The sequence below is a fragment of the Roseovarius sp. 10 genome (assembly GCF_033100315.1).
In the GTDB taxonomy this organism is placed as follows: Bacteria; Pseudomonadota; Alphaproteobacteria; order Rhodobacterales; family Rhodobacteraceae; genus M30B80.
Map to the genome: position 1 here is coordinate 854,020 of NZ_JAWLVH010000001.1, position 15,588 is coordinate 869,607.

The following is a 15,588-nucleotide window of genomic DNA, read 5'->3' on the forward strand; positions in this document are numbered from 1 at the left end:
TCCCTTCAAAGCGTTCTGTGCCTGATACGCCACAGAAGATAGGCTGTCATCCCCAACCATACCGCTGCAAGCGAAAACCATGTCACCGCATATTGCAAATGGTCATTGGGGATGGCGGATGTGTCCACGGGCATCGGTGTCAGGTCTGCCTCTGGCGGGGTGCCGTCACGCAGCACCACAAGATAGGGGTCTGTGCCAAGCACCGCGGCCATATCCGCCAAATCGCGCGCGAACCAGATATTTGCGGCGCGGTCATTATCGGGGGTCGAGCTGTTGCGGTCATCTGGCCAATGCAGGTTGCCCGTAAGGGCAAAGCGGCCTTCTGGCGCAGAACGCATCTCGGCGGCTACGGGCAAAAACCCACGATCCACCAGGACACGGCGCCCCGTCAGATCATCCTCAAACCCTGAGATCAGGCGATAACCCGCCCCCACGCCCTTGCGGCTGACCAAGACGCGCAGCGTGTCCTCTGCCCCGCGGATAAACTGCCCCTCAAGCATCACAGGCATATACCGATCACGGATCGCATCTGGCGCGTCAGGCAAGGTCACTGCTTCGGCAACAATCCGCGCCTCGATATCGGCCAACACGCCCTGTTTCCAAGACAAACGTTGGGTCTGCCACACGCCAAGCGCAATCAGGATAGCGGCCCCCGCAACCCCGAATGACAGAACCGAGAAAATCGCAACGCGCGAATGTGTCATAGCACCTCTCATAGATGGCAGATCGAACGAGAAACGGCCCGCCTTTGTGGTGGCGGGCCGTTCCAAAATCAGGTGATCACGCGGGATCAGCTCAGCCGCCAATGCCCCAAATATAGACTGCGGCAAACAAGAACAACCAGACCACATCAACAAAGTGCCAGTACCATGCAGCCGCTTCAAAGCCGATATGTTTCTCTGCGGTGAAATGGCCGCTGCGCACGCGCAGATAGCAGATGAACAGGAAGATTGTGCCGATAATCACGTGCATCCCGTGGAAACCCGTTGCAAGGAAGAAGGTCGAGAAGAACTTATCCCCGCCGAATGTCCAGTCTTTGTGAACCAGCAATTCCCAGTATTCATAGGCCTGAAGCGCCGTGAAGAACAGGCCCAGCACAACACCGATCAAAAGGCCCCATTCGACATCCTTGCGGCTTTCATTGTGCACCAACGCGTGGTGCGCCCAAGTCACCGCCGCGCCCGACAGAAGCAACACCAGCGTGTTGATCAAAGGCAAGTGCCAGACATCCATCTGATAGAAACTTGGCTGCACATATTGCGACCCGACATATTCATTCATCGGGTAAATCGCGTGCTTAAAGAACGCCCAGAACCATGCGACAAAGAACATGGCTTCGGACATGATGAACATGATAAAGCCATAGCGCAGGCCGATCCGCACAACGGGGGTGTGATCGCCTTGGTTGCTTTCCGCGACCACATCCGACCACCAGCCGAACATCACGTAAAGGACGGCCACAAGGCCCATCAGGAACATCCACGGGCCAGAGCCGTGCATCCACAGCACGCTGCCCGTAAGCATTACAAAAGCCCCAACGGCAGCAATCAGCGGCCAGAGCGAGGGCGAAATGATATGATAATCATGGTTCTTTGCATGGGCCATCTGTTTTGGTCCTTCGCTTTCGGTCATTCAGTTGTGCCGCTCAGCGCGGCAAGGTCTTCGGTTATATCCATAACATGAAATGTATAGGACAGGGTAATTTCTTGTGTGTCATAGGCCTCGTCATCCTCAAGGATTTCGGGGTCTACGAAAAAGGTCACAGGCATTTCGACCCGCTCACCTGGTTGCAGCACCTGCTCGGTGAAACAGAAACAGGCGATTTTCGCAAAATAAGCGCCCGCCGTGTAGGGCAGCACGTTGTAGCTCGCAGTGCCTGCCACCACTTCATCGGTCGGGTTATAGGCCTCGTAAAACACCAAGGCTGTTTCGCCTAGGCGGACATCAATTTCGCGCTGCATGGGGCGGAATTCCCACGGCATGTCGCGCGCGGTGCTTGCATCAAAGCGCACAGTGACGATGCGATCAGACACCACCGCGCTTTCAGTATCCGCAACTTGCGTGGTGCCGCCATAGCCTGTGACACGGCAGAAGAGATCGTAAAGAGGCACTGCCGCCCATGCCATCGCCCCCATAAAGACGATGACACCCAGCAGGCTGTAAACAGTTTTACGGTTTTGTGTCATTGCTGCGTGCCTCCTGATTGCCCCTCTTGCGCAGGGGTCATCGACACGCGCGGTTGATGATCAAAGGCCTCCATCTTCGAGCCTTCACGGATTTTTGCCACCGTCATCCCAAAGACGATCACGCAAAAGGCAACAAGGCTCAGCCCCACGCCGATATTGCGGCTCAGGCGGCGCTTGTGCATATCGCTTTGTTCACGGATCGCCATGGCTTACCACCCCCCCAATGACAGACCTGCGGCGCGCAGGGCAATATCGCCCAAGATCGCGCAGAAATGCAGGAAAAGGTAATAGAGGGAAAAGCGGAAGAATTTCTTTTCAGTCGCATAGCCATCGGCCTCTGCCACATCTTCGCTGCGGGCACGGATATCCCATGCGCCCTTCAAGAAGATCAGGTTCAGAACCACCGCTGCCGCCATGTAGAGCGGGCCGCCGATTTGCGTCACACCAATGCCAAGCGCCACAGGCGCCAAGAGCACAGTGTAAATCCAGATATGGCGGCGGGTCGCCGCGCGCCCATGGGTCACCGTCAGCATCGGCACATCGGCCTTGTGGTAATCCGATTTCATAAACAAGGCCAAGGCCCAGAAATGCGGCGGCGTCCACATGAAGATCAAGCCAAACATCAGCAAAGAGGCCAGCGAAACATCTCCCGTAACAGCGGCCCAGCCCACCATTGGGGGAAAGGCCCCTGCCGCGCCACCAATGACAATATTCTGCGGGGTCGCGCGTTTCAGCCACATCGTGTAAATCACAACGTAGAAAAAGATGGTAAAGGCCAAGAGCCCCGCTGCAACCCAATTGGTCGCAAGGCCAAGGAACACAACCGACATGACCGAGAGCGCAAGACCGATCTGAAACGCCTCTTGCGCGGTGACACGCCCAGACGGCACAGGGCGCGAGGCGGTGCGCTTCATAACGCGGTCAATATCGGCATCATACCACATATTCAGCGCGCCAGACGCCCCCGCACCAATGGCGATGAACAAAATGGCGCAGAAAGAGATGAACAAAGACTGCGCCTCGGGGGCCGCGACAATGCCAACAAAAGCGGTGAACACCACCAAAGACATCACACGCGGCTTAAGCAGCAGCACATAATCCCCAAAGCTTGCTTCTTTGGGTTCCAGTTCAGCGGGTTTCGCCGGTTTGGTGGTGATATCAATGGATGCATCGCTCATCTGCGGGCGCGTCCTTTGGGGGGTTATTTGCGAGATCGCCAAGCCACCTGATTGCGCGGGTGGCTTGGCAGAAGCTTTGCTGCGCTTATTGCGCCGCGGCCAGTTCCACATCCTGTGGCGCACGCGCATCTACGGAGGCGAAATCGCTGATCTCGCCGCGTGTCCATGCGTCATATTCCTCAGGGGTCACTGCGAAGACGGTGATTGGCATAAAGGCATGGTTCACGCCGCACAGCTCAGAACACTGCCCGAAATAGATGCCTTCACGGCCAGGCTCAACATTGAACCACAGCTGCGCAAGGCGGCCAGGGATCCCGTCCTGCTTCACACCGAAGGCGGGAATTGTCCAAGAATGGATCACATCCGCGCCCGTGACCTGAACCACAACATCGCGGCCTGTTGGCACAACCATCGCTGTGTTGGTGGCGAGCAAATATTCATCGCTTGTGTAACCATAATCGGCCAATTCATCTTCGGCCAACATGAAGCTGTCAAAAACAATGTCATGCTGCGGGTATTCGTAGCCCCAATACCACTGATAGCCCGTTGCCTTGATCACCACTTCGCCATCAGGAATGGTCTGCTGCTTGAACAACACAGGCAGTGAGAAGCCGCCGATCACAAACAAGATGATCATTGGCACGACTGTCCAGATGATCTCGATCTTGCGGTTATGGGTGAAGGTTGCAGGTTTTGGGTTCGCACGGCGATTGTGGCGCAGGATGGAATAGACCATCAATGCGGTCACGAAGATAACAATCGCGGTGATAATCACCAAAAGCAGACCATCCAACATGCGAACGTCATGCGCCAATTCGGTCACGCCTGTTTGCATATTCACACCACCTAGATGGGGTGCGCCGATAATCTCCAAACCATCGCGCAACGCCTGCGCAGATGCACCACCCGTCAGGGCAAATGTTGCCGCTGCTGCGGCCCAAAAGCTTGAGAGCTTGGTACGAAGTGCCATTGTCATGTCGTCCTGTTTTTTCGTGATGCCCGTTTAAGGTCTGTGACATCCCGTTGCGTTCAAAGCTGCAAGAACCATATAGAGGGTTACATTACAAGACATTGGATAAAAATGTCTCACCCTTGGGAAAGTTGATTTGGATCATTTTCACGGCTCAAATGGGGTGATTATGCTGCCGCCGCGGCGGCGGAACGCGGGCCAAGTGCCCAATTTTGAAAGGAATTTGCGTGTCTGATCGTGCCAGTAGCTTCCGTCCCTTCGAGACATCCCTCGACCAAGAGGCCGCCCTGCGACTGTTGCGCGCAACCCTGACAGGGGCCGAAGACGGAGAGTTATTTCTCGAAAGAAAACGATCTGAGGCCTTGGTTTTCGATGACGGGCGGATCAAGACCGCGTCTTATGACGCAAGCGAGGGATTCGGGCTGCGCGCGGTCTTGGGGGAGGTTTCGGCCTATGCCCATGCGACCGAGTTAAGCGAAGCGGCCCTGTCCCGCGCCAGTGACACTGCCCGCATGGCCATTCGCCAAAGCGGCGGGATCATGGCCGCCCCCCCACAAGGCACCAACCGCCACCTCTATATGCCCAATGACCCGATGGATGGCAGCAGCTTTGAGGCCCGCATTGATCTATTGGGCGAGATTGACGCCTATACCCGCGCCCTTGATCCGCGCGTTGTGCAAGTGTCTGTATCGCTTGCCGCCTCGCATCAAGAGGTCGAAATCCTGCGCCCTGAGGGACAGGTGTTGCGCGATGCACGGCCTTTGGTGCGCCTGAATATCTCGGTCATTGTCGAGGCAAAGGGCCGCCGTGAAAGTGGCTCGGCAGGCGGTGGGGGGCGGTTTGCGATTGACCGCGTCATGGCCCCTGCGCATTGGCAATCGGTTGCACGTGAGGCCCTGCGCGTGGCCTGCGTGAACCTCGACAGCGTCCCTGCCCCTGCGGGCGTGATTGATGTGGTGCTGGGGCCAGGCTGGCCAGGTATCCTACTGCACGAGGCTGTGGGTCATGGACTAGAGGGGGACTTCAACCGCAAAGGCCAATCCGCCTTCGCAGGCCTGATGGGGCAGCAAGTGGCGGCCAAAGGCGTGACTGTTTTGGACGATGGCACGCTGCCTGATCGGCGTGGATCCATTTCGATTGATGATGAGGGTACGCAAAGCCAAGCCACCCCGCTCATTGAGGACGGGATTTTGGTTGGCTACATGCAAGACCGCCAATCCGCCCGCCTGATGGGTGTAGCTGCGACAGGGAATGGGCGGCGCGAATCTTATGCCCACCCCCCGATGACGCGGATGACCAACACCTATATGCTTGGCGGCGACAGCGCGCCTGCCGATATTTTGGCGGATTTGAAAGACGGGATTTATGCGGTTGGCTTTGGCGGCGGGCAGGTTGACATCACCAATGGCAAATTCGTTTTTTCCTGCACCGAGGCCTATCGCGTGCAAAACGGCCAGATCGGGGCGCCTGTCAAAGGGGCCACGCTCATCGGGGATGGGGCCACTGCGCTGAAGCAAATCCGCGCGATTGGCAATGATATGGCCCTAGATCCGGGCATGGGGAATTGCGGCAAAGCGGGGCAATGGGTGCCTGTGGGGGTCGGTCAACCCACATTGATGATTGGCGGTCTGACAGTCGGCGGTTCGGCCTGATCCTGCATTAACGCCTTCTCAACCAAGCTGCGTCTAGGGTTGCGGCATGACAGATCATGCCGCCCCTTCTGCCCCTCTCCCTGCACCGTCCGATGACACGGCCGAACGCTTGGCGCGGCTGCGGTTGATCCGCTCGCCAAAAGTTGGGCCAGTGACCTATCGCCGATTGATTGCCGAATATGGATCGGGGGCCGATGCCTTGGCGGCCCTGCCACAGATTGCGGCCAAGGCGGGTGTGTCAGGCTATGCGGTCTATTCCAAATCTGCGGCACAGGCCGAAATTCGCGCAGCGCAAAGCTGTGCGGCCCGCGCCCTGTTTCTGGGTGAGGCGGCCTATCCTGCAACCCTCGCCGCACTGTCCGATGCCCCGCCTTTTCTGTGGGCCATTGGCGATCTTGACCTGCTCACCCGCCCAATGGTCGGCATGGTGGGCACGCGCAATGCGTCAGCGCTTGGGTTGCGGATGGCGCGCGCGGTGGCACGCGACTTGGGCCAAGCGGGGATTGTGACCGCCTCAGGCCTTGCCCGCGGCATTGATACAGCCGTGCATCACGCAAGCCTCAGCACAGGCACGGTCGCGGTCATGGCAGGCGGGGTGGATGTGATCTATCCGCCCGAAAACGCCAAACTTGCGGCGCAAATCGGTTTGCGCCTGTCTGAGATGCCGATGGGCCGCGCGCCCCAAGCGCGCCATTTCCCAAGGCGTAATCGCATCATTTCAGGGCTATCGCGGGGCATTGTGGTGATTGAGGCCGCATTAAGATCAGGGTCGATGATCACCGCGCGTATGGCCGCTGAACAGGGGCGCGAGGTGATGGCCGTGCCTGGGCATCCGCTCGACACCCGCGCATCGGGGTGTAATCTTTTGCTGCGCGAAGGGGCGCATCTCATCCGCGAGGCCCGCGATGTCCTCGTGGCGCTTGATCTGGACGGGGCTTTTGCCCCCGCCCCTGCCAGCGCAGAGCCGCCCGACCCTGCAGCAGCGCGCGACATCACCCATCACGACAGCCCCCACGCAATGATCCTGTCGTTCATCGGCGCAGGCGCGGTCAGCGAGGATCATCTGGCGCGTGTGAGCGCAATGCCCAGCGCCGATCTCGCCCGCCATTTGACCGAGTTGGAGCTTGCAGGTGAGATCACCCGCAGCGCAGGCGGCATGGTGGCGCGCAGTGATCATAGCGCCGCAGAACCTGCCGCACAGAGACACCAAACCGCAGCCTAGATGCCACAAAAATAGGGTGATTGTGACAGGGGTGCATTGACAAACCCTGCACAAGACCAAATGTTGCGCGACCTAAGACCGATTACATTTCCATAAAAAGTTAGGTTGCCACTCATGCCCGTTGTCGTTGTCGAATCGCCCGCCAAGGCCAAGACGATCAATAAATATCTGGGCGCGAATTATACAGTTTTGGCCTCCTACGGCCATGTGCGCGACCTGCCCCCCAAGGATGGCTCAGTCGATCCTGACGCAGGGTTTGAGATGAAATGGGAGGTCGCCACAGATAGCAAAAAGCACATCAAGGCGATTGTCGATGCGCTGAAATCTGACCCCGATTTGATCCTTGCCACCGACCCTGACCGCGAGGGTGAAGCGATTTCTTGGCACTTGCTTGAGGCGTTGACGCAGAAAAAGGCACTTAAGAAAGACACGCCCGTGCGCCGTGTTGTGTTCAACGCAATCACGAAAACCGCTGTGACCCAAGCGATGGAGGCCCCGCGCGAGGTCGATATGGAATTGGTCGATGCCTATTTGTCACGGCGAGCGTTGGATTATTTGGTGGGGTTCACCCTTAGCCCCGTTTTGTGGCGCAAATTGCCCGGATCAAAATCAGCAGGCCGTGTGCAATCCGTCTGCCTGCGTCTGATCGTTGAGCGCGAAATGGAAATCGAGGCGTTCCGCGCCCAAGAATATTGGTCAGTGCGCGCGGGCCTTGTGACGCCGCGCGGACAGGGGTTTGAGGCGCGCTTGACCCATTTTGGGGGCAAGAAGTTGGATAAATTCGACTTGGCCACGCAATCCTCGACCCAGATGGCGGTCAGCGCGGTAGCAAGCCGCGCGCTCACTGTGACCAGTGTCGAGGCGAAACCTGCCACCCGCAATCCAAGCCCGCCCTTTATGACCTCGACCCTGCAACAAGAGGCCAGCCGCAAATTTGGGATGGGCGCGCGCCAAACCATGAGCGCGGCACAGCGCCTCTATGAGGCGGGGCATATCACCTATATGCGAACAGACGGGATCGACATGGCCCCCGAGGCGGTGATGTCCGCCCGCGACACAATCCGCGCACGATTTGGCGAAGACTTCCTGCCAAAATCCCCACGGATGTATAAGAACAAGGCCAAAAACGCCCAAGAGGCGCATGAATGTATCCGCCCCACCGATATGTCCATGGGGCCAGAAAAGCTGCGCATCACGGATGCGGATCAGAAAAAACTCTATGAACTGATCTGGAAACGCACCATCGCAAGCCAGATGGAGGCCGCCCGCCTCGAGCGCACCACGGTTGATATTTCCTCAAGCGATGAGAATGTCGTGCTGCGCGCAAGCGGTCAGGTCATCCAGTTTGAGGGTTTCCTCAAGGTTTATGTCGAAGGGCGTGATGACAGCGATGAGGAAGACGCAAATCGCCTGCCCAATATGGCGGTTGGCGACAAGCTTGACTTTGATCAAAGCAGTTTGATGGGTGATTTCACCAAGGCCTTGGATGGGGCCACAGCCAGTGAAAGCGGCGGCTTGCGCCTTTCGGAAGGGGGCATCATCGACACTTCAGGCGCGGTGTTTGGACAGCGTCACTTTACCCAACCGCCACCCCGCTACACCGAGGCCACCTTGGTCAAGCGCATGGAAGAATTGGGCATTGGCCGCCCGTCCACCTATGCCTCTATCGTCACCACGATCCAAGATCGCGGCTATGTGCTCAAAGATAAGGGGCGCCTGATCCCCGAGGATAAGGGGCGCTTAGTCACCATATTCCTCAGCAATTATTTCCAAAAATATGTGGGCTATGATTTCACCGCGGATTTGGAAAACCAACTGGATGAGGTCAGTGCAGGCGAGCGCGATTGGCGCGATTTGCTGACCCGTTTCTGGCGCGATTTCAAGGCGGCGGTCGATGAAACCGCCGAGTTGCGGATCACCGATGTTTTGGAAAAAATCAACGAGGTGTTGGAACCGCACCTCTTCCCACAGCGCTTCGATGGTGGTGATCCACGCCAATGTCAGGCATGTGGTGAAGGGCGTCTATCCTTGCGCACAGCGCGCTCTGGCGGGGCGTTTATCGGCTGCTCCAATTACCCTGAATGTCGCTATACCCGCCCCCTCGCCCCCAATGGCGAGGAAAGCGAGGGTGATAAAATGCTGGGGGTCGAACCCGAAAGCGGACAGGCCGTTTGGCTGAAAGCAGGGCGGTTTGGCCCTTATGTTCAATTGGGCGAAGCGACCGAAGACAGCCCCAAACCTCCGCGCGCCTCACTGCCCAAAACATGGCCCCCTGCGGGCATGGATTTGGAGAAAGGGCTGCGCCTCTTGTCATTGCCTCGCGCGATTGGTGCGCATCCTGAGGATGGCGTTTTGGTCGAGGCAGGCATTGGCCGTTACGGGCCTTATGTCAAACATGGCAGCCTTTACGCCAACCTGCCCGAGGTGGATGAGGTGTTCGAGATCGGCATGAACCGCGCGGTTGAGGTTTTGGCCGCCAAGGCCGCCTCGCGCGGTGCAGGCCGTGGGGCCGCGGCCGCCCCTCTCAAAGAGTTGGGCGAGCATCCTGATGGCGGCGCGGTTCAGGTGATGAATGGCCGCTATGGGCCATATGTGAAATGGGCCAAAATCAATGCGACCCTGCCCAAGGGTACCGAACCCGAAGCCGTCACGATGGAGGAGGCCTTGGCGCTGATCGCGGCCAAGGCCGCCAAAGGCGGGAAAACCCCGCGCAAGACCGCCGCCAAGAAAGCCGCGCCTAAAGCCGCTGCCAAAAAGAAGGCAGCCCCGAAAAAAGCTGCGGCAAAAAAATCATGACGGACGCCCCCTATCAGCCCCCGCATTGGCCAGAATTGGCTGAATTTTTGCGCCTGCGCAGATCTACCCCTGCGCAGCTTCTCAATGCCCCCGCGCCTGAAGGGGCGGTGTTGGAAGATATCCTCACATCCGCGATGCGGGTGCCAGATCACGGAAAATTGGCCCCGTGGCGCATCGTTGTGCACGGGCCAGAAAGCCGTGCGGGCTTGGCCGCGCTCACCCGCGAATTGGGCCATGGCGCAGGCCGCGTGCCCGAAAAGGTCGAAAAATCCGCCGCGGCATTTGACCAATCCCCTCTTGTGGTCGCGGTTCTGTCTCACCCCGTTGCGCATGATGCAATCCCCCTCTTGGAACAGCAACTGTCGGCAGGTGCGGTTTGTCTTGAAATGATGCATGCCGCGATGGCCCACGGGTTTGGCGCAAATTGGCTGAGCGGTTGGATGGCCTTTGATCCCGAATTTTTATCCCGTGCCTATGGCATTACTGCGCCGCAATTCGTGGCAGGGTTCATTCATCTTGGAACGCCAAGCGCCAAGGCCCCAGAACGCCCCCGCCCCGAGATGGGCGATATCGTCACATATCGCGATTAGGGCGTGACCTTGCCCTTGCGCCATGATGGGGCCTGCCCCACCTAAGAACAGACCTGCCCCAAAAGGAGCCATCTCAACATGGCCGCATTACTTGCTGATTTCCTAAAATCCGTTTTGCAATTCCGCGACAGGCGCTTTTTGCGCGTTTTGTTGATTGGCGTGGCGTTGACCATTGCATTGCTGGTTGCGATCTCAGCGGCGGTTCTGATCTTTTTGGGATGGCTCTTGCCTGATGCAATCACCCTGCCTTGGATTGGCACAATCAGTTTCTTTGGGGCGGCACTCTCATGGGCGGCCGTGCCATTTTTGATCTTGCTGTCATCGGTGATGATGGTGCCTGTGGCCTCGGCCTTTACGGGGTTTTTCTTAGACGAAATCGCAGATGCGGTTGAAGCAGAACATTACCCCCAGCTGCCGCCCGCCCGCCATGTGAAATTGGCCGAAGCCATCGGTGACAGCCTACGATTCTTGGGCGTGATCCTATTGGCCAACACATTGGCCTTGGTTCTTTATTTCACGCCCTTCGCCCCCTTTGTATTCTGGGGGTTGAACGGGTTTCTCTTGGGGCGTGAATATTCGCAGATGGTGGCACAGCGCCGCCTCGATCGCGTATCGGCGATTGAATTTCGGCGCAAAAATCGCCTGACATTTTTTGCAGGCGGGGTCATGATGGCACTCCCCTTAAGCGTGCCAATCTTGAACCTCATCGTGCCCATATTGGGGGCTGCGACCTTTACCCATATGGCCCATCGGGTGGGCCTGACGGGGGCGCGTCAATAAGCGCTGTCGCCCATGCCAAAGAGGGCAAAGAGGTTAATATCTTCGATAGAGACACGACCCGATAAAATGATACCCGCGATCACGGCCCAGATCAGCGTGGCAATGGCTGTATTGATCAACAGGTTGCGGCGCAGGTTAAAGCTTGAGGCGGGGGCAGATTGCGATGTGCCGCGCGCGGCCTCGCCCTCATCCCCTTGGGTGCGCACGAAAAACGGCAAGGTCAGAAACAGCGACATGAACCATACAATCGCATAAACCACGAGGCCTGTGACAATACCCATTAGACCTGCTCCAATTCAACCAATGTGCCTGTGAAATCTTTGGGGTGGAGGAATAACACGGGCTTGCCATGTGCCCCAATTTTCGGCTCCCCCGTGCCCAAAACGCGCGCGCCACTGGCCTGAAGCTTATCGCGCGCCGCCAAAATATCTTCGACCTCGTAGCAAATATGGTGAATGCCGCCTGAGGGGTTTTTCTCAAGAAAGCCCGCGATGGGGGAATTTTCACCCAAAGGGTAGAGCAACTCGATCTTGGTATTGGGCAATTCGATGAAGACCACCGTCACCCCGTGATCGGGTTCATCCTGCGGCGCGCCAACTTTTGCGCCAAGCGTATCACGATATTGCGCTGATGCGGCCTCGAGATCAGGCACAGCAATGGCCACATGGTTCAATCTACCGATCATTTTCATCTCCTTGGGTCACTCGCCCCACGATATGCCTGCGCAAAATCCTGTGGGCAAGAGGCGTGTGGTCGCGCCCCGTTTACCCTTCGGTAACCGCGACAGGCTGTAATCGAGGAAGGGAATCACAAATTCGAGGTGCCTGAAATGGATGAGTTCAAATTGCCGCCAACCCGTCAGGCGAAAATGCAGGCGCTAAATCCGCTGATGGGGCTGACCATTTTAATCGTTGAGGATAGCCGATACGCCTCGGAATCGCTGCGATTGCTGAGCCTGCGTTCGGGCGCGCGGATCAGGCGGGCCGATTGCCTGTCCTCCGCGCGGCGTCACCTGCAGGTCTATCGCCCCAGCGTGGCCATTATCGACCTCGGTCTACCAGATGGGTCTGGCTTGGATTTGATCCAAGATTTGGCCATGGCAAGCCCCCGCTTGCCCGTGATCTTGGCCTGTTCCGCCGCTGATCCCCATGACAGCGCCGCCGAGGCAAAGGCCGCAGGTGCCGATGGGTTTTTAGCCAAACCCATCGAAACCCTCGCGCATTTCCAAGAAACAATCTTGCGCCATTTGCCCCCCGATTTGGCCCCCACAACCCCCCATGCTGTGTCAGGCGACACCGTGAGCCCTGACCCCATCGCCTATCGCGAGGATTTGACCCATGCGATTGATCTCTTGGATCAGCCCGACCCACCCCTGCCCTATCTGCGCCCCTTCTTGATGGGCATCGCGCAGGAGGCGGGCGATCGTGAATTGGCCGAAGCCGCGCGCGGTCTGATGCGCGACACCCGCGCGGCGCTGCGCCATGCGCTGACACAAAAAATCGCGGAAATCAGCCCACGACTATGAGCCAAGCGCGGGGTCGCGCGCCACCCGCACCAATCCCGTCAGGTCAGAAAGACGTTCGATCTGGCGCCCTGTCGCATCGAAATTCTGCGGCAAAAGCCATGCGGTAAAGGCCTCTTTCAGCGCGGGATATTCCGCATCAATGGCGGCAAACCATGCGGTGTCACGATTTTTGCCTTTGACGATATTGTCTTGGCGAAACACCCCTTCGTAACTCAGCCCCAAACGCTGTGCCGCGCGGCGCGAGGGGATATTGCGCGCATCGCATTTCCACTCAAAACGCCGATACCCCGCATCAAAGGCCCATGACATCATCATAAAAAACGCTTCGGTCGCGGCGGGGCTTTTTTGCAAGGCGGGGCCAAGGCATATATGCCCCAATTCAATTGATCCTTTCTCAGGCGCGATACGCAAATAAGAGGCCACGCCCATCACCTGCCCCCGCGCCATGTCGCGGATTGCGTAAAACACAGGATCTTCGCCCGCCTCAAAGCCGCGCAAAAAGCGATGATAGGCGGCGGCAGAAATGAAAGGGCCATAGGGCAGAAACTGCCACAATTCTTCTGCCCCGTCATAGGCCCGGAACAGCTCATCCGCGTGCAAATGCGCCCTGAGCCGTTCAAGTCGCGCATAGCGCCCTTGCCGCTGTTGGAATTCGGGCCGCGCGGGCGGCACATATTTTGACAAATCCTGCATCGTAACCCCCATCAAAACGCGAAAAGGCCCCCGCCCATCAGGGCAGAGGCCGCAAAAATTGGCAAGGGTGAAACGGGATCAGTCGCGCGGCAAAACCCGCAGACCCAATTCCATCAGCTGATCTGCCATCGGCTCGGAGGGTGCATTCATCATCACATCTTCCGCGCGTTGGTTCATCGGGAAGAGGATCACCTCGCGGATATTCGCCGTTTCCGCCAAGAGCATCACGATGCGGTCAATCCCCGCCGCACAGCCGCCATGAGGCGGCGCGCCGAATTGGAACGCATTGACCATACCACCAAAACGGCGGCGGACTTCGTCCTCACCATAGCCTGCAAGTTCAAACGCCTTGAACATGATCTCAAGCTTGTGGTTTCGGATCGCACCCGACACCAATTCATAGCCGTTACAGGCTAGGTCATATTGATATCCCAACACCTCAAGCGGGTCACCCGCAAGTGCGTCAATCCCGCCTTGGGGCATCGAGAACGGGTTATGGCTGAAATCGATTTTGCCCGTTTCCTCGTCTTTTTCATACATCGGGAAATCCACGATCCATGCAAAGGCGAAGCGGTTCTCATCAATCAGCCCCAATTCGCGGCCCACTTCGGTGCGCGCGCGCCCCGCAACGGCCTCGAAATCCGCGGGCTTGCCTGCCATAAAGAACACCGCATCACCGACACCAAGGCCCAATTGCGTGCGGATGGCCTCGGTGCGTTCAGGGCCAATGTTTTTGGCCAAGGGGCCTGCGGCCTCCATCGTGCCATCCTCGCCTTCGCGCCAGAACATATAGCCCATGCCAGGCAGGCCTTGACCTTGCGCCCATGAATTGATGCGGTCACAGAATTTGCGGCTGCCGCCTGTGGGGGCAGGAATGGCGCGCACTTCGGTGCCGTCCTGCTCGAGGATTTTTGCAAAAATCGCAAAGCCCGAGTCTTTGAAATGCTCGCTCACAACTTCCATTTTGATCGGGTTGCGCAGGTCCGGCTTATCGGTGCCATACCACAGCGCGGCATCTTTATAGGAAATCAGTGGCCAGTCTTGATCGACCTTCTTGCCGCCACCAAATTCCTCGAACAGGCCTTTGAGCACGGGCTGGATCGTATCAAACACATCTTGCTGTGTAACAAAGCTCATTTCCATGTCGAGCTGATAGAAATCAGTCGGCGAGCGATCCGCGCGCGGGTCTTCATCGCGGAAACAAGGGGCGATTTGGAAATATTTATCAAAGCCCGACACCATCAACAGCTGCTTAAACTGCTGTGGTGCCTGTGGCAGCGCGTAAAACTTGCCAGGATGCAGACGCGAAGGCACAAGGAAATCGCGCGCGCCCTCAGGGCTAGAGGCCGTGATAATTGGGGTCTGGAATTCGCGAAAGCCTTTGTCCCACATCCGCTTGCGAATTGAGGCCACAACATCAGAACGCAAGGTCATATTCTTTTGCATGACCTCGCGGCGCAAATCGAGATAGCGATAGCGCAGGCGGGTTTCCTCAGGATATTCCTGATCGCCAAACACCGTCAGGGGCAATTCATTCGCCGCACCCAGAACCTCGAGATCCCGAATGAAAACTTCGATTTCGCCTGTAGGAATTTTTGGGTTCACAAGGCTGGCATCACGGGCCTTCACCTCGCCATCAATGCGGATACACCATTCCGCACGCAGTTTTTCAACCTCGGCAAACACAGGGCTGTCGGGATCACAGAGCACTTGTGTCATCCCATAATGGTCGCGCAGGTCAATGAACAAAACCCCACCATGATCGCGCACCCGATGAACCCAGCCCGAGAGGCGGATCGTTTGACCGACATTTTCCTTAGTCAGGTCTGCGCAGGTATGGCTGCGGAAAGCGTGCATCACGAAATATCCTATATATTGGCCTTGTTTTTGGCCTGTCATCTCTGTGCCGCCGATACACATGGAGCGGGGCGCGAAGTCAACCCCAAGCAGCGAAAAGCCCGCGACTGCACAGCGCGGGCTTTGGTGTCATTTTGAG

General features: G+C 57.7%; 16 protein-coding genes. 6 read left to right on the forward strand and 10 right to left on the reverse strand.

The window, feature by feature from the left end; translation table 11 throughout:
• Nucleotides 1-5: 5 nt before the first annotated feature.
• From RYZ18_RS04335 to coxB, 6 genes are all read right to left on the reverse strand, one after another.
• Complete coding sequence (locus tag RYZ18_RS04335) at nucleotides 6-704, reverse strand: SURF1 family protein (RefSeq protein ID WP_317655151.1); 699 nt, start codon at nucleotides 702-704, stop codon at nucleotides 6-8.
• Nucleotides 705-795: 91 nt separating this feature from the next.
• Complete coding sequence (locus RYZ18_RS04340; RefSeq protein WP_317655152.1) at nucleotides 796-1,605, reverse strand: cytochrome c oxidase subunit 3; 810 nt, start codon at nucleotides 1,603-1,605, stop codon at nucleotides 796-798.
• Nucleotides 1,606-1,628: 23 nt separating this feature from the next.
• Nucleotides 1,629-2,186 carry a cytochrome c oxidase assembly protein gene (locus RYZ18_RS04345; protein ID WP_317655153.1) on the reverse strand — a complete coding sequence of 186 codons (558 nt, stop codon included), beginning with the start codon at nucleotides 2,184-2,186 and terminating at the stop codon, nucleotides 1,629-1,631.
• A complete protein-coding gene (locus tag RYZ18_RS04350; RefSeq protein WP_317655154.1) occupies nucleotides 2,183-2,392 on the reverse strand; it encodes a hypothetical protein in 210 nt (69 codons plus the stop codon). The genes RYZ18_RS04345 and RYZ18_RS04350 overlap by 4 nt, the downstream gene beginning before the upstream one ends.
• 3 nt (nucleotides 2,393-2,395) lie before the next feature.
• Complete coding sequence (gene cyoE, locus RYZ18_RS04355) at nucleotides 2,396-3,364, reverse strand: heme o synthase (protein ID WP_317655155.1); 969 nt, start codon at nucleotides 3,362-3,364, stop codon at nucleotides 2,396-2,398.
• Between the two features lie 85 nt (nucleotides 3,365-3,449).
• Nucleotides 3,450-4,334 carry a cytochrome c oxidase subunit II gene (coxB, locus tag RYZ18_RS04360; protein ID WP_317655156.1) on the reverse strand — a complete coding sequence of 295 codons (885 nt, stop codon included), beginning with the start codon at nucleotides 4,332-4,334 and terminating at the stop codon, nucleotides 3,450-3,452.
• Between the two features lie 227 nt (nucleotides 4,335-4,561).
• On the opposite strand from coxB, the gene tldD reads away from it, so the two are divergent.
• The 5 genes from tldD (at nucleotide 4,562) to RYZ18_RS04385 (ending at nucleotide 11,374) form a co-directional block, all read left to right on the forward strand.
• Nucleotides 4,562-5,986, forward strand: coding sequence for a metalloprotease TldD (gene tldD / locus RYZ18_RS04365; RefSeq protein ID WP_317655157.1), 1,425 nt, complete (start codon nucleotides 4,562-4,564; stop codon nucleotides 5,984-5,986).
• A 46-nt stretch (nucleotides 5,987-6,032) separates the two neighbouring features.
• The gene (gene dprA, locus RYZ18_RS04370) at nucleotides 6,033-7,208 is read left to right on the forward strand and encodes a DNA-processing protein DprA (RefSeq protein WP_317655158.1); all 1,176 of its coding nucleotides are present in this window, start codon (nucleotides 6,033-6,035) and stop codon (nucleotides 7,206-7,208) included.
• 114 nt (nucleotides 7,209-7,322) lie between these two features.
• Nucleotides 7,323-10,004 carry a type I DNA topoisomerase gene (topA, locus tag RYZ18_RS04375; RefSeq protein ID WP_317655159.1) on the forward strand — a complete coding sequence of 894 codons (2,682 nt, stop codon included), beginning with the start codon at nucleotides 7,323-7,325 and terminating at the stop codon, nucleotides 10,002-10,004.
• Nucleotides 10,001-10,594, forward strand: coding sequence for a nitroreductase (locus RYZ18_RS04380; protein ID WP_317655160.1), 594 nt, complete (start codon nucleotides 10,001-10,003; stop codon nucleotides 10,592-10,594). The genes topA and RYZ18_RS04380 overlap by 4 nt, the downstream gene beginning before the upstream one ends.
• Nucleotides 10,595-10,672: 78 nt before the next feature.
• Complete coding sequence (locus RYZ18_RS04385) at nucleotides 10,673-11,374, forward strand: EI24 domain-containing protein (RefSeq protein WP_317655161.1); 702 nt, start codon at nucleotides 10,673-10,675, stop codon at nucleotides 11,372-11,374.
• Here RYZ18_RS04385 and RYZ18_RS04390 read toward each other — a convergent pair.
• On the reverse strand, nucleotides 11,368-11,655 hold the full coding sequence (locus RYZ18_RS04390; protein WP_317655162.1) for a DUF1467 family protein: 288 nt from the start codon (nucleotides 11,653-11,655) through the stop codon (nucleotides 11,368-11,370). The two genes, RYZ18_RS04385 and RYZ18_RS04390, sit on opposite strands and share 7 nt — an antisense overlap.
• The gene (gene mce / locus RYZ18_RS04395; protein WP_317655163.1) at nucleotides 11,655-12,059 is read right to left on the reverse strand and encodes a methylmalonyl-CoA epimerase; all 405 of its coding nucleotides are present in this window, start codon (nucleotides 12,057-12,059) and stop codon (nucleotides 11,655-11,657) included. The genes RYZ18_RS04390 and mce overlap by 1 nt, the downstream gene beginning before the upstream one ends.
• A 144-nt stretch (nucleotides 12,060-12,203) precedes the next feature.
• On the opposite strand from mce, the gene RYZ18_RS04400 reads away from it, so the two are divergent.
• Nucleotides 12,204-12,899 (forward strand): response regulator, encoded by a 696-nt coding sequence (locus RYZ18_RS04400; protein WP_317655164.1) that lies wholly within the window; start codon nucleotides 12,204-12,206, stop codon nucleotides 12,897-12,899.
• Here the strand turns inward: RYZ18_RS04400 and RYZ18_RS04405 are convergent.
• Together RYZ18_RS04405 and aspS are read right to left on the reverse strand one after the other, a co-directional pair.
• Nucleotides 12,894-13,592 (reverse strand): GNAT family protein, encoded by a 699-nt coding sequence (locus RYZ18_RS04405; protein ID WP_317655165.1) that lies wholly within the window; start codon nucleotides 13,590-13,592, stop codon nucleotides 12,894-12,896. The genes RYZ18_RS04400 and RYZ18_RS04405 overlap by 6 nt on opposite strands.
• A 78-nt stretch (nucleotides 13,593-13,670) precedes the next feature.
• Nucleotides 13,671-15,449, reverse strand: a complete 1,779-nt coding sequence (aspS, locus tag RYZ18_RS04410; RefSeq protein ID WP_317655817.1) for an aspartate--tRNA ligase — start codon at nucleotides 15,447-15,449, stop codon at nucleotides 13,671-13,673.
• Nucleotides 15,450-15,588: the final 139 nt, after the last annotated feature.

Coding starts and splice junctions, on each gene's coding strand:
- RYZ18_RS04405 (WP_317655165.1), bottom strand. CDS start 13,592: ATGCAGGATTTGTCAAAATATGTGCCGCCCGCGCGGCCCGAATTCCAA.
- RYZ18_RS04390 (WP_317655162.1), bottom strand. CDS start 11,655: ATGGGTATTGTCACAGGCCTCGTGGTTTATGCGATTGTATGGTTCATG.
- RYZ18_RS04335 (WP_317655151.1), bottom strand. CDS start 704: ATGACACATTCGCGCGTTGCGATTTTCTCGGTTCTGTCATTCGGGGTT.
- topA (WP_317655159.1), top strand. CDS start 7,323: ATGCCCGTTGTCGTTGTCGAATCGCCCGCCAAGGCCAAGACGATCAAT.
- aspS (WP_317655817.1), bottom strand. CDS start 15,449: ATGCACGCTTTCCGCAGCCATACCTGCGCAGACCTGACTAAGGAAAAT.
- cyoE (WP_317655155.1), bottom strand. CDS start 3,364: ATGAGCGATGCATCCATTGATATCACCACCAAACCGGCGAAACCCGCT.
- RYZ18_RS04400 (WP_317655164.1), top strand. CDS start 12,204: ATGGATGAGTTCAAATTGCCGCCAACCCGTCAGGCGAAAATGCAGGCG.
- RYZ18_RS04345 (WP_317655153.1), bottom strand. CDS start 2,186: ATGACACAAAACCGTAAAACTGTTTACAGCCTGCTGGGTGTCATCGTC.
- coxB (WP_317655156.1), bottom strand. CDS start 4,334: ATGGCACTTCGTACCAAGCTCTCAAGCTTTTGGGCCGCAGCAGCGGCA.
- RYZ18_RS04340 (WP_317655152.1), bottom strand. CDS start 1,605: ATGGCCCATGCAAAGAACCATGATTATCATATCATTTCGCCCTCGCTC.
- RYZ18_RS04380 (WP_317655160.1), top strand. CDS start 10,001: ATGACGGACGCCCCCTATCAGCCCCCGCATTGGCCAGAATTGGCTGAA.
- dprA (WP_317655158.1), top strand. CDS start 6,033: ATGACAGATCATGCCGCCCCTTCTGCCCCTCTCCCTGCACCGTCCGAT.
- RYZ18_RS04350 (WP_317655154.1), bottom strand. CDS start 2,392: ATGGCGATCCGTGAACAAAGCGATATGCACAAGCGCCGCCTGAGCCGC.
- RYZ18_RS04385 (WP_317655161.1), top strand. CDS start 10,673: ATGGCCGCATTACTTGCTGATTTCCTAAAATCCGTTTTGCAATTCCGC.
- mce (WP_317655163.1), bottom strand. CDS start 12,059: ATGATCGGTAGATTGAACCATGTGGCCATTGCTGTGCCTGATCTCGAG.